The sequence below is a fragment of the Allobosea sp. GW823-FHT02B03 genome (assembly GCF_058797755.1).
The window spans coordinates 148,207-173,760 of sequence record NZ_JBXAJY010000002.1 but is presented as its reverse complement, the minus strand read 5'-3'; the positions used below and the strand labels follow the sequence as shown (position 1 = coordinate 173,760).

Sequence of the window (25,554 nt, the reverse complement as noted above, 5' to 3'; positions counted from 1 at the left end):
TGCCAAGCACCGGACCGGACATGACTCTGCAACTCCTGCTCGCCTTCATCGGCTATGCGTTCGTGACCTCGATTACGCCCGGGCCGAACAACACGCTGCTGCTGGCCTCCGGCGCCAATCACGGCTTTCGCGCCAGCCTGCCGCTGCTGTTCGGGATCAATCTCGGCTTCTGCGGGCTCGTCCTGGCGGTCGGGCTCGGCCTGGGCGGCCTCTTCACCGCCATGCCGGCCCTGCACGATGTCCTGCGCTATGGCGGGAGTGCCTATCTGCTCTATCTCGCCTGGAAGATCGCGCGCTCGGCGCCGCTGGAGCCGGGGGCCGAGGCGGCGCCACCGCTGAGCTTTCCGGCCGCTGCGGCCTTCCAATGGGTCAACCCGAAGGCCTGGATCATGGCGGTCGGGGCGGTTGCGGCCTACACGCCGACCGAGGGCTATTTCCTCAACCTCACGCTCGTCGTGATCGTCTACGCCCTGGTCAACGGACCCTGCATCGCCGTCTGGGCGATCGGCGGCACGTTGCTGCGCGGCCTTCTCGCCGATCCGACCCGCCAACGCGTCTTCAACATCGTGATGGCGCTCCTCCTCGTCGTCTCGCTCTATCCGATCCTGGTGAGCTGACGGGGGCGGACAAGCCGGCGGGTTGGTGGCCGCTTGCGAATCAAATAAGCGCATGCTTATGTTTCATTCATGGGTGAGCAGGACATCTTCAAGGCGTTGGCCGATCCGACCCGCCGGGCGATCTTCGAGAAGCTCGCTTCCGGCTGCATGAACGCCAGTGTCTTGCGCGAGGGCATGGCGATCAGCCAGCCGGCGATGTCGCAGCACCTTGCCGTGCTGCGCACCGCCGGGCTTGTGCGGGAGGAGCGGCAGGGGCGCTTCGTCAATTACGAGGTCGATCCGGGCGGACTGGCCTTAATCGCGCAATGGCTGGCGAAATACCGCGCCTACTGGCCGGCGCGCATCGATGCCCTCAAGAACCTGCTGCGGGACATGGACCAATGAGCGAAAGCGACACGCAGGATCGCACCAAGCAGCTGGTGTTCGAATACCAGCTCGATGCGCCGCCCGAGAAGGTCTGGCGGGCGCTCAGCATTCCCGCCTTCCGCGAGCGCTGGCTGCCGGCGCAGGTCGAGGCACTTTCCAGCGTGCCGGGCGAGGAAATGCGCTACCGGCTGAGGGAAGAGGAGCCGCCCTTCCTCGAAAGCGTGGTGACCTTCCAGCTCGCGCCGAGCGAGGGCGGCACCGAACTGCGGATCATCCATAGCCTGACCGATGCGAGGTTGATCGAGACGCCGGCGCCTGCCAACAGCAACCAGCCGCTGATGCTGCGCGCCGCCTGACGGCGCGGGCTAAGCCCGCAAACCAAACCAACAACATCCTGGAACTGAGGAGGTCGTCGATGCACGGCACGATGCAGCTCGTCCCCATGGTCGTCGAACAGTCGACCCGCGGGGAACGCTCCTTCGACATCTATTCGCGCCTGCTGCGCGAGCGGATCATCTTCCTGAACGGCGAGGTCAACGACGCCAGTGCCGCGCTGGTCTGCGCGCAGTTGCTGTTCCTGGAGGCCGAGAATCCGCAGCGGCCGGTTCATTTCTACATCAACTCGCCGGGCGGCGTGGTGACCAGCGGCCTCGCGATCTACGACACCATGCAATACATCCGCTCGCCCGTGCACACGCTCTGCATGGGCACGGCCCGCTCGATGGGCTCCTTCCTCTTGATGGCGGGCGAACCGGGCGAACGCGCGGCGCTGCCCAATGCCAGCCTGCATGTCCACCAGCCGCTCGGCGGCGCGCAGGGACAGGCCTCGGACATCCTGATCCATGCCGAGGAAATCCAGAAGACCAAGCGCCGGATGATCCGGCTCTATGCCGAGCATTGCGGGCGTTCGGAGGAGGAGGTCGAGCGCACGCTGGACCGGGACCGCTTCATGACCGCCGAAGAGGGCCGGGAGTGGGGGCTGGTCGACCGCGTGCTGAGCGAGGCGCCGGCGGCAGGGGCATGAAGTATTGGCGGGGATGTTGTTTCAGGACCTCCTTCCACGTGCTGGTCGTCCCGGGCGACCGCAGGGAGACCCGGGATCCATTCCGGAGCCTCGATCGAAAAGGCTCAGGAATGGATCCCGGATCGGCGCCGCTGCGCGGCTTGTCCGGGATGACAAGGAAAAGACAGAGGAGTTTAGCCGCGGAGGCCGTCACACAGAGGGCCTGCTGGGATCGCCGAGCTCGCGATTGAGCGCGACCGCGGCCTGGACGAGCCTCGTTGCGATCGCGGGATCGACCGCATCGCCCTCGCGCAGGACCATGGTGGCGAGTTCGAACTTGCCGCCGGGTTTCAGGCGCGGCTCGATTTCCCGCAACCGCTTGCCGCGCCAGAAGCCGAAGAGCACGCGCGCGGCTTCGGCGCGGATCAGAAGCACGGGGCCGTTCGCGAAATAGACTAGATGCGTCCACTTGATCCGCTCATCGAGCGGGGCGGCGGTCGTCACCGCCTTGCGCAGGGCCTCGACCGTCGCGAGGCGCCAGCCATCGAGCTGGGCGAGGTACTCGGCCGGGTTGTCGGCTTTTGGCGCGCCCGGTTGCATCGGCTCTAGCCCTGCATCAGCAGCAGCACGGCTGCGTCGTATTCCTGGCGCCTGAGCACCCGGCGTTCGGCCGCTTCCTCGTCCTGGCCCCAGATCCCGATCTGGTAGTCTTCGTCGAGATGGGCGGCTGCCCAGGCGGCTTCGGCGTCGATCAGTCCTTCGGCAAGGGCGAGCGTCAGGATGGTCGAGCCGGTCAGGGTCATAACGTTGTGGGCGCCGGCGAGGGCGACGGGGGCGGGGATCGCCGCGACGCGTTTTCCCACCGCGTCGAGCACGGCCTGCGGCTGCTCGGCGAAGACCACGCCCTGGGCCATGACGAAGCGGCCGCCGATGCGGGTTTCCAGCGCGGCGATCAGCGGGTTCCAGATCTGGTCCTGGCGCTCGACCAGCTCGCGCGGCTCGCCGGCGCGGTAGCAGAGCGCATCGCTGCCGGCATAGCGGACGATCTCGGCGCGAACTGCCTCGTGCTGGTCGGCGACGCCGTCGAGCGCCGAGTTGACCAGCCGGGTCATCGGCATGCGGGCCGGGTCGATCTCGCCCTCCTGCGCCTGCCATTCGGCGGCGAGCGCCTGCGCGACCGCGCGCGAGGCGACCGCCAGCGGCTTGCGGGCCGGCGTGCGGGCGGTGCGGCCGTCCAGCGCGACATGGAAGAGGCCGTCGCGCTCCAGCGACTCGGCCTTCTCGTAGAAGCGCTTCGGCAAGGGGTTGCGCATCGCCTGCTGCGCGGCGGCGACGGGGTCGGGCTGGCGCTGGCCGGGGGAGCCGAAGCGCGCGAGGAAATCATCGGTCGACATGGCAGCTCCATAGCGCATCCGCGCCCCCGCGCGAAACGGCTTCGTGCCCGTGCGCGCGCACTGCCGGCGTTGACCCTTGTGGAGCAGGGGGCTAAACGCCTTCTCCCCGGGCGCGATCTGCGTCCGCGAAACATGCGAGAGGGCATCGTGTTGGAGAGTGCGGGAACCCGGTGAGGTTTCGCTGAGGCGAAACCTGATCCAGCGCCGGGTGAAAGATCCAGACCACAGGGTCGGCTTTCGCCGAGGCGCTTGTCATGGTTCCATGCACAGGCTCTATCATCATGAACGTTTCGCGGGGCGAGCAGCGCGTGCTGCACGTGCTGGCCCGTGGCGGACAGATCCGCCATCTTCGCGGCGACAATGGCCGTATCCACCACATCGACTGCTTCACCCATGAGGGCTACGTCCTGAGCGATTGTACGCTCGCCGTCTTCGCTGCGCTCAAGCGAAAGCGGCTGATCGAATCGCGCGAGGGCGGTCCCTACCGGATCTCGCGGCAAGGACGGCTTGCCGTCCGCGCGCAGACCGACAACCGCTGAAGGCGGCGGGAGGGCGCGAGCCCTCCCGCCGTTCTGCCCTTGCCCCGGCTGACGTTGACGGCGGTTCAGGCCGCCTGGCGGATCCGTTGCAGGAAGGTGCGGACCTGGCTGTCGAGCTGCGCCGCCTGCGCAGCGAGCTTCTCCGCAGCCTCGGAAACGCTGCCGGCGGCGGAGCCCGTCTCGTTGGCGATGCCCATGACGCGGCGGATCGTGTCCGAGGCGATCTCGGCATCCCGGGCCGTGCTGCCGATGTTCTCGGCGATGCCGGCCGTGGCCTGGTCCTGCTGGACGATAGCGGCGGCGACCGAAGCCGAGACGTTGTTCAGCGAATTGATCGAGCCGCCCATCACCTCGATCGCGCGCACGGCCTCGGAGCCGGATGCGTGAATGGCGGCGATCCTTTTCTGGATGTCGGCCGTGGCCTGCGAGGTCTGGCTGGCGAGCGCCTTGACCTCCTGCGCCACCACCGCGAAGCCCTGGCCCTGCACGCCGAAGCGCGCCGCCTCGATCGAGGCGTTGAGGGCCAGAAGATTGGTGCGCTCGGCAATGGTCGAGATCAGCTGGACGATCTGCCCGATATCCTCCGCCTTGAGCGAGAGATGGTGGACGGTGCTCAGCACATTGTGGGCGCTGCTGGTGGTGAACTCGACGACTCGGCTGGTTGCTCCGACCTGCTCGCGGATCTCGCCGATCGCGCTGGCGAGCCCGCTGGTGGCGATGGTCGCCGCGGCGACGGCCGAGGAGGCATGGTCGGAGGAGGCGGCCGCGGCATGCGCGCCTTCCTGGACCCGGCGCGCGCCTTCGGACATCTGGGAGGCGGCCATCCGCAACGGCTCGACCGAGGCGAAGACCTCGCCTGCTATGCCGGCAACCTCCACTTCGAGATCGTCGGCGATTGCCAGCACCAGCGCCTGCCGTTCGAGCGCCGACTGCAGCGTCGTCCGGGCAAGATCGCGTTCGGCCTGCTCGGCGACGCGGCGCGCCGCATTCGCACGCTCGCTTTCCGCTTCCGCGTTGATGAAGGCGGCCCGCAGCGTGATCACGATCCAGATCAGGGCGCCGTTCTGCGCGACCACGATCACGGCATGGAGCATGACACGGCGGCCGTCGCTGCCGCCGGGAAAGACGCCTTCGGGATAGATCAGGTTCAGGCCGGCGTGATGCACCGCGATCGCGACCGCGGTGGTGATGAAGATGCGCCAGTCGAGCCAGCCGGCGGCGATCGCGAGCGCGGCGAAGAACGCCATATGGATGTCGGGCTGATAGGGATGGCCCGCGGTGACGTAGACCAGCAGCATGACCTGGCCGACGAGCGCGAGCGAGCTGACCTGGCGCGTCAGCCAGTCCGGTCCGCGCAGCCGCCAGAGAATGGTCGGGATAGCAGCGAGAACGAGCGAGCCGAGCGCAAGATTCGAGCCCGGCAGGCCGAAAGCCTGGACGCAGGCCGCGATCAGCAAGAATTGGAGCCAGAGGAGGGTGGTGAGCAGATAGCCGAAGCGCCGGCGGAACTGTTCGACCAGATTCATCGGCTGCTCCCTGAAACCGTGCGGACATCAACGCAGAGCTTGGCCAGGCTGGCGTCGAGCACGAGCCAGGCGCCGGCGGCGTAGAGCCTGCCGGCATAGTCCGTCGTCTCGGCCGTGCTGACCGAGACAGGACGGCTGGAACTCAGTGCCAGGACGGCGCCGCCCGCAGCGGCGATGGCGGCGATCATTTGGGCTTCGCCGGAGCCGGGCGGGAACAGGGCGACCACCGGCCGGCCTTCGACCGGCTGGCCGGCCAGGAGCAGGAGCGCCAGCGCCATCAGCGGACCGACGATGAGACCGAAGAGCAGTTCGCGCATCGTGCCTCCAAGCCGGAGAGCCGGCGCCGGCAGACGCCGCGGGCCGGGGGCGCGTTCGTCGCCTCAGGCCATGGCAAACCCTAGGTCCGAATCGTTGCGCAATCCTTGAGGTGGCGGGGCTGCGCGGCCTGTCCGGGCCGCGACGGCGCCATTGACACGAGGATGTGACCGGCGGCGGGCTTTCTCGCTCTTCGGCCGAGGGCGTTGGAACTTCGCGCTCGCCGCAGCGTCCTTTGGACATTACGATCTTGTCATCATCGCGCCATCGCGCCGTGAGGAGGTCTCGCTCAGGCTCCGCTCATCGTCTGCCGGCTTCGAGACCCGAGACAGCGAACCGTATGTGAATGAACACGGAGAGCTTTTCATGAAACGCATCGCCCTTATCGCTGCTTCAGGTGCTGCCGCCCTGGCTGCCACGCTGGCGGTGGCGCAGCCGCAGCCGATCCCGCCTGCGCCGGGCAGCCAGCAGTCGCAGCAGCGCGTCGGCGCCGAAGGCGAGCGTGCCGAACGTGGCGAGCGCGGCGACCGGCGCGAGGAATGGCGTCAGCGCCAGGCCGAGCGCGCCGCGGCGCGGCTCAATGAGCGCCTCGCCAAGCTGCGCACCGATCTGAAGCTGAAGCCCGAGCAGGTTGCGGCCTTCGAGAAGGTCGAGGCGCTGCTCAAGCGCAATGCCGAGCAGCGCCGCGAGCGCATGGGGCAGATGCGCGAGCAGCGCGAGCTCTATCGCGACGCCGACATCATGGAGCGGCTCGACATGATGGCGACCCGCCAGGGCGAGCGTGCCGCGCGCTCCAAGGAAATGGCCGACGCGGTCCGCCCGCTCTGGACGACGCTCACCGACGAGCAGAAGACCGTGGCGCGGCGAGCCGTGCGCGAGGTGATGGCCGATACCCGCGGCCGGATGATGGAGATGCACCGGCGCATGCGTGACCGTGACGACGACCGGCGCGATGACGATCGCGGCTCGCGCCGTTGGCGCGATCGCGACCATGATCATGATCGGGACCGCGGCTACGACAGCGACCGCTTCTGAGGTCAGTACGCGGCATAGCCGACTGCATTGAGAGTTCGACGGCCGGGCGCGAGCCCGGCCGTTTTCATTGTTCCGTCATCCTGCGCCAGCTATAGCCGGCGCTCTTGGCGGGAGCAGACGGTTGCGCTTCGTTCAGACCTTCGAACTCTACCCCTTCCTCGATTCCGTGGTCAGCCTCGCGGCGGCTTTCATCCTCGGCTCGCTGATCGGGGCCGAGCGCCAGTACCGGCAGCGTACCGCCGGGCTGCGTACGACCGTGCTGGTCGCGGTCGGTGCCGCCGCCTTCGTCGACCTCGCCATGCGGATGTCGGGCGCGCACGAGGCGGTGCGCGTCGTCTCCTATGTGGTCTCGGGCATCGGCTTCCTCGGCGCCGGCGTGATCATGAAGGAGGGCATGAATGTCCGCGGCCTCAACACTGCGGCGACGTTGTGGTGCGCTGCGGCGGTGGGAGCCTGCACCGGGGCCGACATGCTGGCAGAAGGCGTGCTCGTCACCTTCTTCGTCCTCGCCGGCAACACCCTGCTGCGGCCGCTGGTCAACGCGATCAATCGCATCCCGATCAACGAGCGGGCGTCGGAAGCGACCTATGAGGTCGTGCTGACGACCAACGAGGCCTCGCTGCCGGCGGTGCGCGAGGCGCTGGTCGAGCATCTCGAGGCGGCGAAGTATCCGACCCGCGACGTCAGGACGGTGGAACGCGGCGAGGACGCCGTCGAGGTCGTCGCGGTCCTGATCAGCACGGCGGTCGAGCGCAAGGAGCTCGACCAGGTCGTCGAGCGGCTGGAGCGGGTGCCCGGCGTCAAGCACGCCACCTGGGAAAGCAGCACGGCGGACTGAGCGACGGCCCCGCGGCCTGACCTGACGTCGTCGACCGGGCGGTGATGGGTGGCGCGGCGGCCGAGATCGGCTAGACATTGGGGTGCTGCCGGTTCCGCTGCGGAACCGGCCTTCGTTTCGCCGGGCCTGCGCGGTTGGTCCAAGGAGGAGGAGACGGCCTTGTATCGTTATCTCAAGCTCAAATCCCTGGTGCTGCTGGCGGCCCTGTTCGGTGGCTTCGTCGGGCCGATGGCGCCCGTCATGATCACGCCGGCCGAGGCGCAGTCCCGGGGCGGCCAGAACGTCAATCGCGGGCAGGTGAATCGTGCGCATAACCGGCCCCATGCGCGCCCGCATCATCGCCCGAACACCCGCCCGCAACACCGGCACGTGACGCGCCCGCCGCATCACCGGCCGCGCCAGAACGTCCGTCATCATTCGCGCAACAACATCGTCGTGGTGCATCCGCGCCGGCACTGGAACCGTGGCGGCGCGGTCGCGGCCGGCGCGGCGATCGGCTTCATCGCCGGAGCGGCTGCCGCCTCCTGGGCCGGGCCGCCGCCGCGTTCGGGCTATTGCTGGTACTATACCAACCGGGCCCGCACCCATGGCTTCTGGGACTGGTGCCCCCGCTGAGCGAAGGCTCTATCCGACTTGCCGAATCGATCGACGCCCGGCCGAGAGGCCGGGCGTCTTGCTTGGGCGGGCTGCGGCCTTGCGCCGCCGGTGATTGACTTGCCCCGGGCCGCCCCTACCGTGATTTTTAGAGGTTGCGTCGGGGGAATGATGCGTTTGCGTGCGGTTGCGTTGGTGCTCGTCGGGGCGCTTTCTCCCGGCTTGGCCCAGGCGCAGCAGGATCCGTATTTCCGCGCCGCGCAGGAAGCCTTTCTTGGCCTGAAGCCGGATACCCGCCTGTGGTTCCAGCTGGTGCTGACCAGCGCCGGGCATTGGCCGGCCGTGCCCAATATCGGTTATTCGCGCCGGCTCTTCGAGGCGACCAGGCAGTTCCAGCGCTCGCGCGGCGAAGCGCCGACCGGAATCCTGACGAAGCCCCAGGTCGAGCGCATCCTGGCGGCCGGCACCGAGGTCATGAATGGCTGGCGGCTGCGCTGGGTGCCGCATCCGACGCGCGGCCGGCAGCTCTGGGTGCCGATGGGGCTCAATCTGGAGGCGAAGAAGACCGATGCCGGCGTCGAGATGCGCGAGCCCGGCAACCGCTTCCGCCTGAAGTTCAACTACTACGCCGCGATCGATGTCGGCAGCGCCTATGCGGTGACGCTGCAGGAAATGGCGGGCAGCGGCGACAGGATCAACTTCAAGACCCTGAAGCCCGATTTCTTCGTCATCACCGGCAATCAGGGCCGCTACAGCCGCTATGTCCGCTACCACGCCGATGGCAGCGGCATCCTCGGCTTCGACATGTCGTGGTCGGATGACGACGCGCCGGTCTATGGCAACCGGCTGGTGACGGTGATCTCCGGCTCGCTCTGGGCGACGATGACGGGCGCGCCGTTCCCGGAGGCCAAGCGCGTGCGTTTCCCCTGGGAGGGCGGCGATGCCGAGGTCGCGAACGCGCCGCGAACGCCGCCGCCGGCTCCCCCGACGACGACGCCGGCCGCTGCGTCGAAAGAGCCGCCGAAGCCGAAATCATCGTCTGGTTCCGGTTTCTTCGTCTCGAAGGCGGGCCATCTCCTGACCAACGCCCATGTCGTCCAGGATTGCGCGACAATCACGGTTCGGCCGGACGGGGCGGTCGGCGTGCCGGCGCAGGTGCTGGCCCGGGACGCGATCAACGATCTCGCTGTGCTGAAGGTCGCCGGCCCGGCGGAGCGCACGCTGCCGATCCGCCCGAGCGTGCGGCTGGGCGAGGGCATCGCGGCCTTCGGTTTCCCGCACAGCGATCTCCTGGCGACGGCTGGTAATTTCACCCTCGGCAACGTCACCGCTCTGGCCGGGCTGAAGGACGACAGCCGTTACCTGCAGGTTTCGGCCCCGGTGCAGCCCGGCAATTCCGGCGGGCCGCTGCTCGACGGCGCCGGCAATGTCGTCGGTGTGGTCTCGGCCAAGCTCGACGCGATCAAGATGGCCTCCGAGCGCGGGGACCTGCCGCAGAACATCAACTTCGCGGTCAAGGCCTCGCTCGCCGGCAGCTTCCTCGACGCCAACCAGATCGCCTACGAGACCGGCGCGCCCGGCGAAAAGCTCGACCCGGCCGACCTCGCCGAGCGCGCCAAGAAGGCGAGCGCATTCATCACCTGCCGGTGAGAGAGGCCCTATCGGATCGATGGAGGCCGAGGAGGGCGCCTTACACCTTTGGCTAGAGGACACCCTAGGGGCCCATGGCAACCGAAAAGATGTGCAGCGAACTCAGCGCTACATTTGACCAGTCGCTACTGCGCGTTGAAGCGCTCAACGGTGCTCGGCTCTCGCGTCTGAGCGTCGAAATAGAATTTCGTATCGCCGAGCTTGAACCAGCACGTCTTCTTGTCCTTCGGATTGCAATCGCAATTTGGATTCGAGGGCACACACGCTTTGATGTCGATCGCCTTCGCCTGCTCTCGTCTCTCCAAGGTCCACGTTTGAGCGAACGCGGAACCAGCGTATAGGGCGGCGGTTACGACAACGAGAAATTTCATCGAGCCTAATCCTCATTCTGCGGATGATACGCTTGCAGGCTTTCGCGTTACCGCCGTAAATTTTATCGTTTGCACATCCTCGCGCGAAGTTTCTCCACTCAGATTGACGGTCACGGGAACCGCAGTAAATCCGATTGATCCGTCTCCATTTATCTTCTTTAGAATGCCGAACGATCGTGTGTAAGAGATTTTATCGTAAATCATCATTGGGTGACCGGCGGTTGTTACTTCAAGCTGGTCGCCAAATTCTTTAAGGTATGCCCTGATTCCTAGGCCCGGCGCCATGATGCCTGCTCCTGTCGAGGCGGTCGCTGCGTCGCAAACCGATAGGTCCGTGGCATACGGATTGATCAATATGGTATTCGTCGTATCGCTAGTCTCTGTCGTGGTTTGCGAAAATCCGATGCCAGCTGAAGCACTTCCAAATGGCAAGACGGTCGGCCCAATTTTAGTATTTACGCCGAATTGGTCAGAATTCACTGTCTTAAGTTGGAGAGTGACAACAAACGGCTTCTGAGCTTCCAGGAAACGGATTCGCGGCGAATCCCGGGCCTTTTCATCTTGAAAGTATCCGGCGATCTCGCACTTCACAGTGTTCAAGATCACCGCGACTGGAATCGGTCGACGATCCGAATTTTGTAAACCGGCGCACCCACCGACCACCAGGGCCGGCGCAGCAGCGCCTACAAGCAGACTGGCAACATTGCGGAGCTTCAATTTGCACCTCCCAGCCGTACGGTCGAGCTAAGCATAACCGAAGGTGCTGCGCTTCAACTTTTTGTTGAGTCGCGCTCGAGGTCTGCCGCTCCATGATCCCGCGCGGCCGTTCAGGTTTGCCGCTGAGCTTACCAATTAGGTGCTCACGTCCCCGGTAGACCCCGTGATGGCGACCTACAGGAAGCGCGAGGGTCACGGGAGGAAACTGCGAAAAGGCCCGGGAAGGGATGGCTGGGAGATTTTTGCGCGTGGATATTCCGCGCTTCAGCCTTGTGCAGCGGTACGGGCGGGGCGCTTAGCTTGTCGGTGTCGTGCGGCTATCTGATGCCGCGATTGGAGGTGATGAAAATGGACGCCGCATCGCTCGCTACGTCTCCTGTTGTTCCCGCCTTGGTCGGCCTCAGTGGGACCTTGGCGGCGCTCATCGTTCGTGATGTTTGGATAACGCCCTATTTGGCACGCAAAAAGCGATCTGAGGAGGTCTTTGATAGGAAGGAGGCAGAGGCGCGAAAGCATCATGATTTCGTGCGAACGTATGCTGACCCTCTCACTGATGCTACGGCAAGTCTGAGAGTTCGCCTTCATGAGATAATCGAAAAGAGGGACGCTCGATACCTTATCGCTAGTGCTCCAAAGACTATATTTCTAGAATATAAGAAGATCAGCACTATATATCGTATAGCTGCGTTGCTTTCTTGGATTAGGGCAGTTCGACGGGAGCGGAGTTATCTGGACCCGCACGAGGCTTCGCAGTCGGGCGAGATGTTAGCAATCGGCGAGCTTGAGAAAGCGTTGGCTGATGGGGGGCACGTCGAACATCAAAGGCTCGATGAGCTGTTGCTTCTTTGGCGGGTGCGGCCGGGGGACCAAGTCGCGATGGTACAGACTGCAAGGCTGATCGACGGTGAGCGGGCCGAGTATTTGTCGAGGAAGGGGGCGCTTACCGCTCGCGACCTTTTAGTTGCCGATCAAGCTGAGCTTGCAGAGAGATGCGCCGAGATTGTTCGAAAGACCCTCAGTGTAGATGTTCCCCGTGACTTGGTGTATGCATCTGTAGGTCAGGCAGCAGTCATATTCGGAATAAAAGAAGCGTACATTTATCGTGACTGGCAGACAGCTATCGGCGATTTGCTGCTGCAAGAGGACAAGGGCGGGGATCGGCGTTTCTCAGTTATGGGTTTTGGATCGTTCGAAGACATGTTCCTTCGGGCTCATTCAGAAGAAGCGCCTTCCAGTGAGAGGCGCTGGTTTGACCGCCTTCAGGCTCTTATCTACGATCTTGACGTAACTCGCGAGGGGATGTTTGACGCGCGACGCGAACAACTCCGCAAGCTCTACATATGCTGCATAGAACTTGAGAATGCACTGAGGGCTCGGAGTCGAAGCATTAAGAACTAGAATGGGCGTGGGCGTATGGGTTTAATGCCGCGCTGCTTCCGCCCCCTGCATCTCCACCTCGAACGCCACCAGCTGCCGGAACAGCGGCATCGTCCTGAAGTCCTCGTCGAAGCCCCGGCCGGCCTGCGCCTCCCGCTTCCGGCTTTCCAAGAGCCCCAGCCATGTCAGGGGGCGCAGGACCCGCGACACCATGGCGAACTCCGGCAGGTCATCGGCGGGAACCTCGAGCAAGGTCTCCATGACCGTGCAGGCTTCCATCAACGTCCCGGCGCTCGACCAGTCATGCGCGGTCACCGAGAGGCTCCAGAGGATCACGCCCATATGGTGCTGCGGCCAGAACTCGATCGGGTTCCGGTCGAAGTCCTGAAGATTCATCTTCCAGAACACCGCCTCGAACAGCGCAGCCAACAGGGCAGGGGCCGCTTCAGGAGCAAGCATGGCCTTGGCCGCCTTGCTCGCCTTCAGTATGCCTGAGCGCTTCCGCAGCAGCCCCGCGGCCTGCAAGGCGATCCTCGTGAAGAGAACACCATAGGCATCGTGCTCGTTGATGACCTTGTTCATCGCGAGGATGTCGGCCTTGTCGTATCCCGGCCATTCCGTCTGGTCTAAGACGTGCCTGACATCGACGCGCTTCAGGGCTCCGGCAGGCGTCAGGACGAGCCCGCCCTTCTCCGCGGCAAGTGCCAGCAGGAGGCGGGCGGCCCGGACCATGGGGGCCTGAAGGGCAGCCTCTGCAGGGACGTCGCAGGGCGTGAGGCGAAGCGCCTGCGGGACCTTGCCGGGCGGCTCCAGGAGCGCCTTGAGGGAGGCTGGCTCAAGATGAGCCCAGGCGGGAGGAATAGCGGTCACGCCGGAAGCCTAGGCGGGCGAGAGCAAAGGCTCAACAGCCGGGCCGCGGAAGTTTGAAAAAGCATGTGCGAGAGAAACGCAAGGCGACCGCGCCCGGACAGGCCGGCTACAGCATGCCCGCAAACGAAAAGGGCGGCTCCGAAGAGCCGCCCTTTCCCGATTTTGGGTTTTTCGATTCCTGCCAGAGGCTTGCGGCTCCCGGCTGAGAAATCGGATCAGCGCGAGTAGAACTCGATGACCAGGTTCGGTTCCATCTGCACCGCATAGGGCACGTCCGACAGGGTCGGGGTGCGGGTGAAGGTGGCGGTCGACTTGTTGTGGTCGGCGTCGATGTAGTCAGGCACGTCGCGCTCGGCGAGGGCGGCCGACTCGATGACGATGGCGAGCTGGCGCGAGCTCTCCTTGATCGCGATCACGTCGCCCGGCTTGACCTGGTAGGACGCGATGTTGACGCGCTTGCCGTTCACGGTGATGTGGCCGTGGTTGACGAACTGGCGGGCGGCGAAGACGGTCGGCACGAACTTGGCGCGGTAGATCACCGCGTCGAGACGGCGCTCGAGCAGGCCGACCAGGTTCTCGCCCGAATCGCCCTTCAGGCGGATCGCCTCGGCGTAGTAGCGGCGGAACTGCTTCTCGGAGATCGAGCCGTAATAGCCCTTGAGCTTCTGCTTGGCGCGCAGCTGCGTGCCGAAGTCGGAAGGCTTGCCCTTGCGGCGCTGGCCGTGCTGGCCGGGGCCGTACTCACGGCGGTTGACCGGGGACTTCGGGCGGCCCCAGATGTTCTGACCGAGGCGGCGGTCAATCTTGTACTTCGCCTCATGGCGCTTCGACATATCGCGTGTCCTCTTGGTTCGCGAGTTGAGGACCGCGCCCTCCTTCTCCCCGTTGCCGGGGCGACAGATCCGGCTCGAGAAGACGAGCGGATCACGGGTGCGGAAAAAGCCACGCGGCCCCGTGAGGAGCCGCGCGACGCCGGTGCCTATGCGGGAATTGGCGCGAGGAGTCAATGCGCCGGCGCGATATCGGGCGTGGCAGCAGCCAGCGGTGCGCCTCTTGCCGCCCGTCTCAGGCGGGCATCGCCTCAATTTCGACCTGGGCGAGACCGAAGCCGGCGAGCGCGATCCTGGCCGGGCCGCTCAGCCGAGTGCCTGCGGTGAAGACGGCGCGCGCCTCGCCGGCATCGGGCCGCTCGCGGGCCGGGCCGAGCAGCGCCGCGACGCGCCGCGCGATCGCCGGGGCGGGGTCGATCCAGTCGACCGACCAGGGCGCGAGCCGCCGCAGCCGCGCCAGCAGCAGGGGATAATGGGTGCAGGCGAGCGTCACCACATCGGTGCGCCGTCCTTCGCGCTCGACGAAACAGGGCGCGATCTCGGCAAGGACCGCGCCATCGTCGATCGCCTCGCCCTTCAGCGCCGCCTCGGCGAGCCCGGCGAGCCCGGTCGCGCCGACCAGCGTCACCTCGCAGCCGCCGGCATAGCTCTCGATCAGGCCGCGGGTGTAGTCGCGCGCCACGGTGCCCGGCGTCGCCAGCACCGAGACGAGGCCGCTCCTGGTGCGCTCGGCCGCAGGCTTCACCGCCGGGACCGTGCCGACGAAGGGAATCGGGAAGCGGGCCCGCAGCGCCGGCAGCACCAGCGTCGAGGCGGTGTTGCAGGCGATGACCACGAGATCGGGATGGAAGCGCGCGACCAGCCGCTCCATCACCGCGAGCACGCGCTCGACCAGCGCGGCCTCGCTCAGCCGGCCATAGGGAAAGGCGGCGTCGTCGGCGACGTAGACGATGTCGGCATCGGGCCGGGAGCGGACGACTTCGCTCAGCACGGTGAGGCCGCCGAGGCCGGAATCGAAGAGAAGCAGGGTCGGCCGGCGCTCCGGCATCATCGGGGGGCGATGGCTGGTTCCGGCGAGAAGATCGACTTGCATGGGAGTGTACCAGGAGGGGCCGGCAAACCTCGATTGGGCGCCGGCGCTGTTAAGAGAGGGTGAACGAGGCACGAGGAGGGCGGGGATAATTTAGTTGACTCTGTCCATTAATTGGCTTTTCTCCCAACAGGGAGAAGCGCCATGCCAGCCATCGATCCTCCGGCCGTCGCCGCCATTCGCCGTTTCAACCGCTTCCACACCCGCTGGGTCGGGGCGCTGGGCGGGGATCTGCACGGTTCAGGCTTTGGCCTGACCGAGGCGCGGGTGCTTTATGAACTGGCGCAGCGCGACGGCTGGCGCGCCGGCGAGCTGGCGCGCGAGCTCGGTCTCGACCCGGCCTATCTCTCGCGGCTGCTCAAGCGCTTCGCCGGATTCGGCTGGCTGGAGCGGGGCAGGGCGCAGGGCGACGGCCGCGCCTTCGAGCTGAAGCTGACCGCGGCCGGCCATGCCGCCTTCGCGCCGCTGAACGAGGCCTCGCGCAAGCAGGCAGCCGCGATCCTGACCCGGCTCGGCGAGAGCGAACGCTCCGCGCTGGTCACGGCGCTCGACCGGGCGCAAACGCTGCTGTCCGGCGGGCCGACGGTGCGGCCGGTGCCGCTGATACGCGAGCATCGGCCGGGCGATATCGGCTGGGTGATCTCCGCCCATGGCAGGCTCTATGCGGAGGAGTACGGCTGGGACATCAGCTTCGAGGCGCTGGTCGCCGAGATCGCCGCGAAATTCCTGCGCGAGTTCAAGCCGGGCAAGGAACACTGCTTCATCGCGGAGCTGGAGGCGGAGCCGGCCGGCTCGGCCTTCGTCGTGCAGGAGAGCGAGGAGGTCGCCAAGCTCAGGCTGGTGCTGGTCGAGAAGCGGGCCCAGGGTTTTGGCCTCGGCAAGACGCTGGTGCGGGAGGCGGTCGGCTTCGCCCGCGCTGCCGGTTACCGCCGGATGGTGCTCTGGACCAACGACATCCTGCATGCGGCGCGGGCGATCTATGTGGCCGAGGGTTTTCGGCTGGTGGCCGAGGAGAGGCACCGCTCCTTCGGCCAGGATCTGGTCGGGCAGAACTGGGAGCTCGATCTCTAGCTCTTTGTTTTATCGCATTTTCTTGACGCGAACCGGTACCCACTTCGCTTGAAGATGCTCAAGCTGCCGCCGGCCGCGCTCAGGCCTTGAGGCGCGCGACGGCCGCCGCCGCCATGCGGCCGGCCAGGGTCGCGCCGCCGGCGGTCATCGCGCCGCCTCCCGCGGTCGCTTCGCCGGCGAGCCAGAGGCGTCCGCCGATCGGCTCGGCCAGCACGTCGCGGGCGCCGGCATGGCCGGGTAGGCAGACCGAATAGGAGCCGCGCGCGAACGGGTCGGTCCACCAGGCCGGGAAGGAGACCGGGCCGGCGGCCTTGCGGAACTCGGGGCCGATCATGCTCACGAGCAGGTCGACGATATGGGCGCGGGCCGCCTCGGGGCCGGATTGCGAAAGCTCGCGGGCATAGTCGCCGCCGCAGAAGCCGACGACGAGGTCCTGATCGCCGGGGAAGAGGTCGAAATTCATCAGCCGGCCATTGGCGCCGGCCTCGAAATAGCTGGTGCCGGGCGCGATGCCGAAGCGGTTGCCTTCGACCTTGAGCGCGATCTTGGTCAGCGCGCCCATGCCGATGCCGGCGAGCGCGCCCTGCGTGCGGGCCGGCAGCGCCGGGGTGAAGCGGATCGCGCCGGCCTTGAGCACGCCGACCGGCACGGTGACGATGCAGGCGCGGGCGTTGAGCGTGCCGGACGCCGTGGTGATCGCGATGCCGGGGCCGTCCCAGCGGATCGCGGTGACCGTCTGGTTCAGCCGGATGTCGAGCCCGGCGCCGTAGCGCGCGACCAGATTGCCGTAGCCGCTGGGCACGACATAGTCCTCGCCGGCCCAGAGCCGCTGATAGTCGCGCGCCGAGATCCGGGCCGCCTCCTCGCCGATCGAGAGCAGCAGGCCGGAGGAGGCGATCGGAGCAAGGTCGGGCCCGAGATCGCCGAGCAGCTCGGCGATCGACATGTCGCGGGCCTTGAGGTCGGCGGTTTCGAGCCGCCGGTCGATCTGGCCGAAGGCGCCGCGCCGGCGCTGGCGGTCGCCTTGCGACATCGGCTGGCCGTTCTGGAAGAGCTGGAAGCCGCCGCCCCAGCTTTCGTTCGGCGTGGGAATGCCGAGTTCCTGGGCGATGGTGGTCCAGGGGTTGCGTTCGGCCCAATGGATGAACATTGCGCCGGCATCGTAGGACGGCCCGAGCGAGGAATCGGTGAAGGTGCGCCCGCCGAGGCGGTCCCGCCCCTCAAGCACGATCACCGCGCGGCCCGCCGCCTGCAACTGCCGCGCAGCGGCGATGCCGGCAGCGCCGGCGCCGATCACCACGACGTCGTGGTCGCTGGCCTGCGCCCGGCCGGAACTCGCTGAAGCCGCGGCCAGGGCCGCCGAACCCATCAGCAATTTCCGGCGGTCGATCATGGCCTGAGCGTCCCTCCGCATCTCGCACCGCATCATGCCAGCCGGCTTTCCCACCACAAAGCCATAAACCGGCGCGCGGCGCGGCGAGGCGATCACGAGATGGGGAGGCAGGAGAGGCTGGTCAATCGGGCCTCGGAAGGCCGGGAGCTTTGGTGAGGGACCCAGGCGCCCCGCGAGCGCCTGGGCACGTGGCCGCAGCGTGCGGGCGCATGAAGCAGATTGGCTAGATTAGAATTAGAGTAAATATCTAAGTCGTTTCAGTATTGGGAATCGTTTGACAGTCAAATATCATTTTAATAATCGCTGATGCCGAAATTAAGGCGATGTCCTTAGTTTAAAACGATTACAAAATGCCGAATGACTTCGTTGTGAAGCTTGCCGGCAAGTACGGGATCAGGGCGATGGGCGATTATTCCGGCAGGCTGCGATATGGCGTTGCGCTTGGGACTTTGATGCTGGCGATGGCGGCTCCGGCCGTTGCGCAACAGCGGTCGGCGCAAACCACGAGCGGCGATCAGCCGGTGACGCTCGATGCGATCGTCGTGCAGGGCGACGCCGCGGTCGCCGCGCCGCTGCTCCAGGGGCCGACGACGACCACGACCACCCGCGCCGAGCTCGACCGGCAGCAGATCCAGAGCATCACCGATCTGTCGAACCGGGTCGAAGCCGGCATCAGCTTCAACCGGGCCAATGGCAGCGTGAACATTCGCGGCCTCGACGGCGCGCGCGTGCTGACGACGGTGGACGGCATCCGCCAGACCTTCGTGACCGACAATCGCCTGAGTCAGGGCACGACCACGGCCTTCGACTTCGAGGCGCTTTCGACGCTCGACCTGCTGCGCGGCAATAGCGGCGGCGCGACGCTCGGTGGCGGCGTGCTGGGCGGCGCGCTCGCGGTGCGCACGCTCGATCCGAAGGACCTGATCAAGCCTGGCCAGAATTTCGGCGTCCTCGCCAAGACCGGCTATGACAGCACGGACCGGGCCTGGTTCGGCAGCAGCGCGGTCGCCGGCCGCTACCAGAACACCTATGTCCTGTTGCAGGGCAGCTTCCGCGACGGCCACGAGACCAACAACAACGGTGACATCAAGACGATCGGCGTGACGCGGACCGCGCCGAATCCGACCGATTTCACGCAGGTCGGCTTCCTCGGCAAGATCCACCACTATGTCGACGACGTGCACCGCTTCGGCATCACGGGCGAGTACTTCCGCCGCGAGGACCGGGTCAACCAGCTGACCGGCACCGGCGTTTCGCTGACCGGCAACATCCGCCCCTGGAACAACACGACGGGCGACGACGTCGAGCGCAAGCGCGTCTCGCTGACCTATGACTACAAGCAGCCCGGCGGCTTCTTCGACGAGGCCTCGGCGAATCTCTACTGGCAGAACACGACGCGCAACGGCCTGACGCGGACCTATCGCTACACCAGCGTCGTCGGTCCCTTCGCCCGCGACAACGAGATCGACGAGGAGGCGTTCGGCTTCAACGGCTACGTCATAAAGCGCTTCCAGACCGGCGCGCTGACCCATGGGGTCACGCTCGGAACCGAGCTGCGCATGACGACCATGGACCAGTACTCGAAGGGTCTGGACAGTTGCCGGCTGCCCTATACCGGGCTCTACGCCGCCTGCGGAAACCTGCACAGCAACCAGGCCGACACGCCCAAGGTCGACGGGCGCATGGCCGGCTTCTACCTGCATGACGAGATCGGCATGCTCGACAACCGCCTGCGGGTGACGCCGGGCGTGCGCTTCGACTGGTATGAGGAGAAGCCGCAGTACACCGCCTCGTACTTCAGCGGCGGTTCGCGGCCGACGACACTGCCGAACGACTCGACCGATTCCGCCTGGTCGCCCCGGGTTCGGGTCGAGTACGACATCCTGAAGAATACGCCCTGGTTCAAGGACGTGACCGTCTTCGCGCAGTGGTCGAAGGGCTTCCGCGCCCCGACCGTCGGCGAGCTCTATGCCCGCTTCGGTGCGGTCGGAACCTATCTGCGGACCGGCAACCCGGATCTGCGGCCCGAGACCAGCAACGGCATCGATGTCGGCCTCAAGTTCGGCGACAAGGCCTTCGGTGGCTCGCTGACCTATTTCCACACCAACTATCGCAACTTCATCGACGTCGTGCAGACCGTTCCGGCCGGTGCCAGCGCGCTCTATCCGTTCGGCGTCACCTCCTACCGGAACATCGCCCGTGCCGAGATCCAGGGCTTCGAGGCGAACGGGCAGTACGCCTTCGCGCCGAACTGGCTGGTGCGCGGCTCGTTCTCCTATATCCGCGGGGTCAACAAGGACGCGGACACCTTCCTGAATTCGACCCCGCCGGTGCAGGGCATCGTCGCCGTCGCCTACGGCACCGACGTCTGGGGTGCCGAGGTCTCGACCAAGCTCGCCGGCCCGCGCGACGACGTCGAGCGCGGCGCCAATGCCGGCTTCAAGGCCCCGGGCTATGCGGTGTTCAACGCCAGCGCCTGGTGGCGCCCGACCACGCTCTACGACATCGAGCTGCAGGTCGGTGTCTACAACATCTTCGACCGCCGGTATTTCGACGCGGTTTCGATCCCGACGGGTGCGCTGGTGCAGGCGCGCGACTACTACGCCGAGCCGGGCCGCACCGTGAAGGCGACGCTGAAGTACCAGTTCTGAGCGAAGGCGCTCCTTGAACAGAAGGGGCCGGCGTCCTGGACGCCGGCCCCTTTGCGTTTGCGGACGTGTCCTAGCCGCGCAGCGGCTTCAGCGCTCCGGCCCATTTCGCGAGCTCGCCGAGCAGGGCGGCGGCGCTCTGGCGATGCAGGTCGTTGGCGGCGAAGACCCCGTCCTTGATCGACTGGCCGACCATCGGGATCGTGACGGCCTCGACGATCGGCATCATCTTCAGCGCGGTGACGGTCTGCTTGGTCAGTTGCACGGCGCGCAGCCCGCCCGAGACGCCGCCATAGCTGACGAAGGCGCAGGGCTTGTAGGTCCATTCGGTGTAGACGTAGTTCAGCGCGTTCAAGAGCGCAGGCGTCGGCCCGAAATTGTATTCCGGCGTGACGAAGACATAGGCATCCGCCGCTTCGACGCTGGCGCTCCAGCGTCTGGTGTGCTCGTGGACGTAATCGCGCATGCGCGGATGCTTCGGCTCGTCATAGACCGGCAGCGCGAAGTCGGCGAGGTCGACGAGATGGGCGTCGAAGCCGGGATCGGCCTGCGCGACCCCGTGAAACCAGTTCGCGACCGCCGGGCCGACGCGGCCGGGGCGGGTGCTGGCGATGATGGTGTGAAGCTGAAGCGTCATGCATTTCTCCTGGGCAACGGCTTGCGCGAGAGGGCGGAGCCGGCAACCTGTCGCAGCGGACGGTGGCTGGCCGCCGGCGGCAGGAACCTTGCGGGCGCGCACCGGGAAGCGATTTTGATTGCGCTTTCTTGGATCGCGCAAGCCCGGCGGCCAGCCTCCCGAAATGCGGCGGCTAGCGGGCCAGCGAGCTGTCCCAGACGTGAAGCAGGAGGGTCTTGAGCTGTCCGAAACGATCGGGACCGAGCTCGGCGCTCCATTCGCGCTCGATGTCGCGTAGGACTTCGATCATTTTCGAGAACGCGGCGTGTCCGCGTTCGGTCAAGCGGATCACGCGAGCACCGCTCTCGCCCGGCATATCGGACCGGGCGATGTAGCCGAAGGCCTCAAGGCTCCGGAGCAACTGGTTCATCGCCTGCTTGCTCATGCCTGCGCGCTCGGCGAGCGTGCCTGGGCGAACTCCGTCGGGGCCGGGAAACTGCAGCACTGCCATATGCGGAAGTCGCAGTTCATCAAAGCCGCTGGCATTGAGTTCCTTGATCAGCCGGCGCTGGATCGCCTGGGCCGGAACGCGCAGCAGGGCGCCGATCAACATGTCCTCGGTCTTCATCGGCAGGCCTTCGGCGACAGGATGTTGACTTTCAGTAAATGAAGTTTACCAATCAAAGGGTAAATCTAGTTTACGGATGGAGCTTGCACAATGCCACAGCGTGCCATCGACACTCGCGTCAATCCTTCCGACGAAATCATCGCCACCAAGGGGCTCACGGTTCGCTTCCTGCTAACCGGGGACGACTCGAAAGGCAGCATCGCGGCCTTCGAGCTCATGGTCCCGGCTGCGCAGCGACTGCCAGCGCCGGCGCACAGCCACGACCATTATGAGGAGACCATCTACGGCATCGACGGGGTGTTGACCTGGACCGTCGACGGAAAGCAGATCGATGTCGGGCCGGGGCAGGCGCTGTGCATTCCGCGAGGCGCTGTTCATCGCTTCGACAACAATGGTGGCGAGGACGCGAAAATGCTCTGCGTCATCACGCCGGCTGCCATAGGCCCTGCGTATTTCCGCGAAGTTTTCGGGGTGGTCGACGCCGCGGCCGGTGGCCCACCGGACCGAGCCAGGCTGGCGGAGATCATGCGCCGCCATGGTCTGACGCCGGCAGTACCTCCGACATAGTCTGCCGCACTGGCGAGAAGGGCTCGGCTTCAGGTCTCCAGTGCCCGGCTGGGCCTCCATGGCAATGGCAAGCCGCAGCCTTATGCCTTGTCCGGGCGAGCCGCCATTGCCCGGGGCCTTTACGCCGCCGGCTCTTCCGGCCGCCGGCGGCGCGGGCCCTCGGTAAGAGACTTGAAGACGCCGCGCAGCGTGCGGGCCTCCTGCTCGGTCATTGCCAGACGGTGCAGGATGTCGCGCAGATTGGCGCTCATGATCGCCTTCTTGCCGGGCGGGAAGAAGCCGCATTGCTCAAGCTCGGCTTCGACATAGTCGAACATCGAGAGCACGGTCGCGCGCGTCGCCGGCGGGGAGGGGTTGTTCTCGCGGAAGACCGGCTCGCCGCCTGATGTCTTGAGCCACTCATAGCCGCAGAGCAGCACCGCCTGGGCAAGGTTGAGCGAGGCGAAGGCCGGGTTGACCGGGAAGGTCAGGATCGCGTCGGCGAAGCTGATCTCCTCATTGGTCAGGCCGATGCGCTCGCGCCCGAACAGGATGCCGACGCGCTCGCCGCCGCCGATCCGCTCGCCAAGGCCGGGCATCGCCTCGGCCGGGGTGTAGACCCGCTTCATCTGGCCGCGCTCGCGCGCAGTCGTCGCCAGCACATGGTTGAGATCGGCGATGGCCGAGGCGGTGTCCGGATAGAGCCTGGCATTGTCGAGGATATGGGTCGCGCCCGAGGCGGCCGAGGTCGCGCCCTTCTTGAGCCCGCCGCCGGTCGGCCAGCCGTCGCGCGGCGCGACGAGGCGCATCTCCGAGAGGCCGAAATTCGCCATGGCGCGGGCGCACATGCCGATATTCTCGGCGAGCTGCGGCTCGACCAGGATGACGATGGGAGCCTGCCCCGTGACGGGAGGGCGGGTGCGGTCGGTACCGGAGCCGGTCATGCGCGGAGTTTCCTGAAGCGGGCGCAGCTTTGCGCCTGCCGCCCGCGCGCCGTCAACCGGTCAGGGGGCATCGGGGCGCCGGAAAATACCGGCGTTTCCCCTGTTTTCTGCGCGCCCGCCGGTGTCGGGCGACTCAGCCGGCGGCCTGCTCCACCGCCCGCATCACCCGAAGCATGTTGCCGGAGGCAAGCTTGGCAAGGTTCGCTTCCGACCAGCCGCGGCGCAGCAGTTCGGCGATCACGTTCGGGAAGGTCGAGACATCCTCGAGCCCTTCGGGCACGGCGCCGCCGAAGAAGTCCGAGCCGATGCCGACATGGTCATGGCCGATGCGCTGCGCGAGATAGTCGAGATGGTCGCAATACTCGGCGAGCGTCGCCTTGGGCCGCGGACCGGACTTCCTGACGATCTCGGCCTCGGCCGCCTTGTAGTCGAGCCCGTCCGGCGTCTTGCCGTACTGGTCCTTGGCCGGCCGGTGCCAGTCGCGCGAGGCCTGGCTGATGAAGTCCGGCACGAAGGTCGCCATGACGACGCCGCCATTGCCGGCGACGCGGTCGAGCACGTCGTCGGGCACGTTGCGCGGGTGGTCGCAGAGCGAGAAGGCGTTGGAGTGCGACCAGACCACCGGCGCGCTGGTGACGTCGAGCACGTCATGCATCGCCTTCGGCGCGACATGGGCGAGGTCGACGACCATGCCGAGCCGGTTCATCCGGCCGATCACCGCCTTGCCGAAGGCCGAAAGCCCGTTGTGGCGCGGCGCGTCGGTCGCCGAATCGCACCAGTCATGGGTGCCGTTGTGGCAGAGCGTCATCAGGCGCACGCCGAGCCCGTAATAGGCGTCGAGCGCGTCGAGCTCGCCGTCGACGGCCGAGCCGTTCTCGATCGTCATGAACAGGGCGATCTTGCCCTCGGCCTTCGCGGCGGCGACGTCGTCGGCTGCGAGGCCCGGACGGAAGACGTCGGCATGGCGGGCGGTGACCTCGCGCATCAGCGCGATCTGCGCCAGGGCGAAGCCGGCCGGGTTCTTCTGGTTCGGCGGGACATAGGCCGCGAAGAACTGGCCGGCGAGTCGGCCGGCGCGCATCCGGGGAATGTCGGTATCGGTTTCGGCATGGACCCGCCCGAGATCGTAGGCGGCGACGTCGCCCTTGGCCGCGGCGTCAAGCCGCAGGACGTAGGGCATGTCGTTATGCCCGTCGATCAGAGCCACATGCTCCAGGAGCGTGAGCGCCTGCGCCTGCGCGGCGTCGGCGATGGGGGGCGAGGCGAGGGCCATGGCTTACCTTCGAAGGCAGGAATCGCGATGGCCGATGGTGGCAGGAGCGGACCTGGGGCGCGAGTGCGAAAACCTTCTGGCAGCCATCGATTTCGGGGGCTTTTCGCGCGCTATGCGTTTCCCTGCGTTTCGTATGCCCCAACCATGGTCGTATTTTGCCTCTCACGGCGCGCAATTATCTTGCGAGAGAGGCTGGAGGGGCCGCAAATTCGTCCGGTAATTGCATATGCAAAGGGGCGCAGATTGCTTTTGACAGAAATGTGGCCCGGGTGGATTGTCGGCAGCGCAGACGGTTGGTAGCTCTGCGTCGTGATCGTATCCCGCATGCGTCGACGTCATGTCGACTCCTAAGAACGGGCTGATTCGAGGGGACAGGCGTCGTCAATGGAAGTCTTCGTCCAGCAGCTCATCAATGGGCTGACCCTGGGGTCGATCTACGGCCTCATCGCCATCGGCTACACGATGGTCTTCGGCATCATCGGCATGGTGAACTTCGCCCATGGCGACGTCTTCATGCTCTCGGCCTTCATCGCGCTGATTTTCTTCATGCTGATCTCGGCCTGGCTCGGGGCCGGCCTGATCATCCTGTCGCTGTTCTTCGTGCTGATCCTCGCGATGTTCTTCACCTCGCTGTGGAACTGGACGATCGAGCGGGTGGCCTACCGGCCTCTGCGCGGCTCCTTCCGCCTCGCGCCGCTGATCTCGGCGATCGGCATGTCGATCTTCCTGATGAACTTCGTTCAGGTCGTGCAGGGTCCGCGCAACAAGCCGACGCCGCCGATGCTGAACAAGTCGATCCTGCTGATCGACAGCGCGACCTATCCGGTCTCGATCTCCTACAAGCAGATCATCATCATCGTCTCGACGATCGTGCTGCTCGCCGCCTTCTGGTTCATCGTGCAGAAGACCTCGCTCGGCCGGGCCCAGCGGGCCTGCGAGCAGGACCGCAAGATGGCGTCCTTGCTCGGCATCGACGTCGACCGCACGATCTCGATCACCTTCGTGATGGGCGCCGCGCTCGCCGCCGTCGCCGGCGTGATGTACCTCGTGCTCTACGGCGTGGTCTCCTTCCATGACGGCTTCGTGCCGGGCGTGAAGGCCTTCACCGCGGCGGTGCTCGGCGGCATCGGCTCGCTGCCCGGGGCGGTGCTCGGCGGGCTGTTGATCGGCCTGATCGAAGTGATGTGGTCGGCCTATTTCACCATCGACTACAAGGACGTCGCGGCCTTCTGCATCCTGGCGGTCGTCCTGGTGTTCATGCCTTCCGGCATCCTCGGCCGGCCCGAAGTCGAGAAGGTCTGAC

At 66.2% G+C, this 25,554-nt stretch carries 28 protein-coding genes; 14 read left to right on the top strand and 14 right to left on the bottom strand.

Translation table 11 applies throughout. From position 1 onward, the window contains the following. Positions 1-20 precede the first annotated feature (20 nt). The 4 genes from AC1REK_RS05660 (at position 21) to AC1REK_RS05645 (ending at position 2,007) form a co-directional block, all read left to right on the top strand. Positions 21-617, top strand: coding sequence for a LysE family translocator (locus AC1REK_RS05660; RefSeq protein WP_492270376.1), 597 nt, complete (start codon positions 21-23; stop codon positions 615-617). A gap of 69 nt (positions 618-686) precedes the next feature. Next, positions 687-1,001, top strand: a complete 315-nt coding sequence (locus AC1REK_RS05655) for an ArsR/SmtB family transcription factor (protein WP_492270377.1) — start codon at positions 687-689, stop codon at positions 999-1,001. Continuing rightward, positions 998-1,339, top strand: coding sequence for an SRPBCC family protein (locus AC1REK_RS05650; protein ID WP_492270378.1), 342 nt, complete (start codon positions 998-1,000; stop codon positions 1,337-1,339). Before AC1REK_RS05655 ends, AC1REK_RS05650 begins: the two co-directional genes overlap by 4 nt. Before the next feature lie 59 nt (positions 1,340-1,398). After that, entirely contained in the window at positions 1,399-2,007 is a 609-nt protein-coding gene (locus AC1REK_RS05645) for an ATP-dependent Clp protease proteolytic subunit (protein ID WP_492270379.1), read from the top strand. A 189-nt stretch (positions 2,008-2,196) separates the two neighbouring features. On the opposite strand, the gene AC1REK_RS05640 is transcribed toward AC1REK_RS05645, so the two are convergent. Further along, positions 2,197-2,586, bottom strand: a complete 390-nt coding sequence (locus AC1REK_RS05640) for a DUF1801 domain-containing protein (RefSeq protein ID WP_492270380.1) — start codon at positions 2,584-2,586, stop codon at positions 2,197-2,199. A gap of 5 nt (positions 2,587-2,591) precedes the next feature. Next, positions 2,592-3,380 (bottom strand): ATP12 family chaperone protein, encoded by a 789-nt coding sequence (locus AC1REK_RS05635; RefSeq protein ID WP_492270381.1) that lies wholly within the window; start codon positions 3,378-3,380, stop codon positions 2,592-2,594. A 281-nt stretch (positions 3,381-3,661) separates the two neighbouring features. Here AC1REK_RS05635 and AC1REK_RS05630 point away from each other — a divergent pair, with 281 nt between their 5' ends. Beyond that, the gene (locus tag AC1REK_RS05630) at positions 3,662-3,919 is read left to right on the top strand and encodes a YjhX family toxin (RefSeq protein ID WP_316017077.1); all 258 of its coding nucleotides are present in this window, start codon (positions 3,662-3,664) and stop codon (positions 3,917-3,919) included. 65 nt (positions 3,920-3,984) lie between these two features. Here AC1REK_RS05630 and AC1REK_RS05625 read toward each other — a convergent pair whose 3' ends face one another. Continuing rightward, a complete protein-coding gene (locus tag AC1REK_RS05625) occupies positions 3,985-5,445 on the bottom strand; it encodes a methyl-accepting chemotaxis protein (protein WP_492270382.1) in 1,461 nt (486 codons plus the stop codon). Beyond that, positions 5,442-5,762: a hypothetical protein gene (locus AC1REK_RS05620; protein ID WP_492270383.1), complete on the bottom strand. Its 321-nt coding sequence runs from the start codon at positions 5,760-5,762 to the stop codon at positions 5,442-5,444. Before AC1REK_RS05620 ends, AC1REK_RS05625 begins: the two co-directional genes overlap by 4 nt. 364 nt (positions 5,763-6,126) lie before the next feature. Between AC1REK_RS05620 and AC1REK_RS05615 the strand changes: the two genes are divergently transcribed. The 4 genes from AC1REK_RS05615 (at position 6,127) to AC1REK_RS05600 (ending at position 9,877) form a co-directional block, all read left to right on the top strand. Next, entirely contained in the window at positions 6,127-6,795 is a 669-nt protein-coding gene (locus AC1REK_RS05615) for a Spy/CpxP family protein refolding chaperone (RefSeq protein ID WP_316017074.1), read from the top strand. Positions 6,796-6,916: 121 nt separating this feature from the next. Further along, positions 6,917-7,633: an MgtC/SapB family protein gene (locus AC1REK_RS05610; protein WP_316017073.1), complete on the top strand. Its 717-nt coding sequence runs from the start codon at positions 6,917-6,919 to the stop codon at positions 7,631-7,633. 159 nt (positions 7,634-7,792) lie between these two features. Continuing rightward, entirely contained in the window at positions 7,793-8,248 is a 456-nt protein-coding gene (locus AC1REK_RS05605; protein WP_492270384.1) for a hypothetical protein, read from the top strand. Positions 8,249-8,395: 147 nt separating this feature from the next. Continuing rightward, on the top strand, positions 8,396-9,877 hold the full coding sequence (locus AC1REK_RS05600) for a S1C family serine protease (RefSeq protein ID WP_492270385.1): 1,482 nt from the start codon (positions 8,396-8,398) through the stop codon (positions 9,875-9,877). Positions 9,878-10,002: 125 nt separating this feature from the next. Here the strand turns inward: AC1REK_RS05600 and AC1REK_RS05595 are convergent, their stop codons facing one another. Together AC1REK_RS05595 and AC1REK_RS05590 are read right to left on the bottom strand one after the other, a co-directional pair. Next, positions 10,003-10,248: a hypothetical protein gene (locus AC1REK_RS05595; protein ID WP_327522940.1), complete on the bottom strand. Its 246-nt coding sequence runs from the start codon at positions 10,246-10,248 to the stop codon at positions 10,003-10,005. Positions 10,249-10,260: 12 nt separating this feature from the next. Further along, positions 10,261-10,965, bottom strand: coding sequence for a hypothetical protein (locus AC1REK_RS05590; RefSeq protein WP_327522939.1), 705 nt, complete (start codon positions 10,963-10,965; stop codon positions 10,261-10,263). Between the two features lie 348 nt (positions 10,966-11,313). On the opposite strand from AC1REK_RS05590, the gene AC1REK_RS05585 reads away from it, so the two are divergent. Then, the gene (locus AC1REK_RS05585; RefSeq protein WP_492270386.1) at positions 11,314-12,363 is read left to right on the top strand and encodes a hypothetical protein; all 1,050 of its coding nucleotides are present in this window, start codon (positions 11,314-11,316) and stop codon (positions 12,361-12,363) included. Positions 12,364-12,384: 21 nt separating this feature from the next. Here AC1REK_RS05585 and AC1REK_RS05580 read toward each other — a convergent pair whose 3' ends face one another. From AC1REK_RS05580 to murI, 3 genes are all read right to left on the bottom strand, one after another. Next, positions 12,385-13,074 carry a hypothetical protein gene (locus tag AC1REK_RS05580; protein WP_492270499.1) on the bottom strand — a complete coding sequence of 230 codons (690 nt, stop codon included), beginning with the start codon at positions 13,072-13,074 and terminating at the stop codon, positions 12,385-12,387. A gap of 353 nt (positions 13,075-13,427) precedes the next feature. Continuing rightward, a complete protein-coding gene (gene rpsD, locus AC1REK_RS05575) occupies positions 13,428-14,045 on the bottom strand; it encodes a 30S ribosomal protein S4 (RefSeq protein WP_066467114.1) in 618 nt (205 codons plus the stop codon). Positions 14,046-14,277: 232 nt separating this feature from the next. Next, complete coding sequence (gene murI, locus AC1REK_RS05570) at positions 14,278-15,135, bottom strand: glutamate racemase (RefSeq protein ID WP_492270387.1); 858 nt, start codon at positions 15,133-15,135, stop codon at positions 14,278-14,280. A 141-nt stretch (positions 15,136-15,276) separates the two neighbouring features. Between murI and AC1REK_RS05565 the strand changes: the two genes are divergently transcribed. Continuing rightward, the gene (locus AC1REK_RS05565) at positions 15,277-16,203 is read left to right on the top strand and encodes a bifunctional helix-turn-helix transcriptional regulator/GNAT family N-acetyltransferase (RefSeq protein WP_492270388.1); all 927 of its coding nucleotides are present in this window, start codon (positions 15,277-15,279) and stop codon (positions 16,201-16,203) included. A gap of 79 nt (positions 16,204-16,282) precedes the next feature. Here the strand turns inward: AC1REK_RS05565 and AC1REK_RS05560 are convergent, their stop codons facing one another. Next, the gene (locus tag AC1REK_RS05560) at positions 16,283-17,596 is read right to left on the bottom strand and encodes a flavin monoamine oxidase family protein (protein WP_492270389.1); all 1,314 of its coding nucleotides are present in this window, start codon (positions 17,594-17,596) and stop codon (positions 16,283-16,285) included. A 350-nt stretch (positions 17,597-17,946) separates the two neighbouring features. Here AC1REK_RS05560 and AC1REK_RS05555 point away from each other — a divergent pair, with 350 nt between their 5' ends. Beyond that, entirely contained in the window at positions 17,947-20,247 is a 2,301-nt protein-coding gene (locus AC1REK_RS05555) for a TonB-dependent hemoglobin/transferrin/lactoferrin family receptor (RefSeq protein ID WP_492270390.1), read from the top strand. A gap of 70 nt (positions 20,248-20,317) precedes the next feature. Here AC1REK_RS05555 and AC1REK_RS05550 read toward each other — a convergent pair whose 3' ends face one another. Then, positions 20,318-20,881: an NADPH-dependent FMN reductase gene (locus AC1REK_RS05550; RefSeq protein ID WP_327522932.1), complete on the bottom strand. Its 564-nt coding sequence runs from the start codon at positions 20,879-20,881 to the stop codon at positions 20,318-20,320. A 172-nt stretch (positions 20,882-21,053) separates the two neighbouring features. Beyond that, a complete protein-coding gene (locus AC1REK_RS05545; RefSeq protein WP_492270391.1) occupies positions 21,054-21,488 on the bottom strand; it encodes a MarR family winged helix-turn-helix transcriptional regulator in 435 nt (144 codons plus the stop codon). A gap of 90 nt (positions 21,489-21,578) precedes the next feature. Between AC1REK_RS05545 and AC1REK_RS05540 the strand changes: the two genes are divergently transcribed. Next, positions 21,579-22,055 carry a cupin domain-containing protein gene (locus AC1REK_RS05540; protein WP_492270392.1) on the top strand — a complete coding sequence of 159 codons (477 nt, stop codon included), beginning with the start codon at positions 21,579-21,581 and terminating at the stop codon, positions 22,053-22,055. Positions 22,056-22,174: 119 nt separating this feature from the next. On the opposite strand, the gene AC1REK_RS05535 is transcribed toward AC1REK_RS05540, so the two are convergent. Both AC1REK_RS05535 and AC1REK_RS05530 read right to left on the bottom strand, forming a co-directional pair. Next, positions 22,175-22,978 carry an RNA methyltransferase gene (locus AC1REK_RS05535; RefSeq protein ID WP_492270393.1) on the bottom strand — a complete coding sequence of 268 codons (804 nt, stop codon included), beginning with the start codon at positions 22,976-22,978 and terminating at the stop codon, positions 22,175-22,177. Positions 22,979-23,111: 133 nt separating this feature from the next. Next, on the bottom strand, positions 23,112-24,251 hold the full coding sequence (locus AC1REK_RS05530; protein ID WP_492270394.1) for a dipeptidase: 1,140 nt from the start codon (positions 24,249-24,251) through the stop codon (positions 23,112-23,114). Positions 24,252-24,635: 384 nt separating this feature from the next. On the opposite strand from AC1REK_RS05530, the gene AC1REK_RS05525 reads away from it, so the two are divergent. After that, positions 24,636-25,553 (top strand): branched-chain amino acid ABC transporter permease, encoded by a 918-nt coding sequence (locus AC1REK_RS05525; protein WP_316017059.1) that lies wholly within the window; start codon positions 24,636-24,638, stop codon positions 25,551-25,553. The last annotated feature ends 1 nt before the right edge of the window (position 25,554 follow it).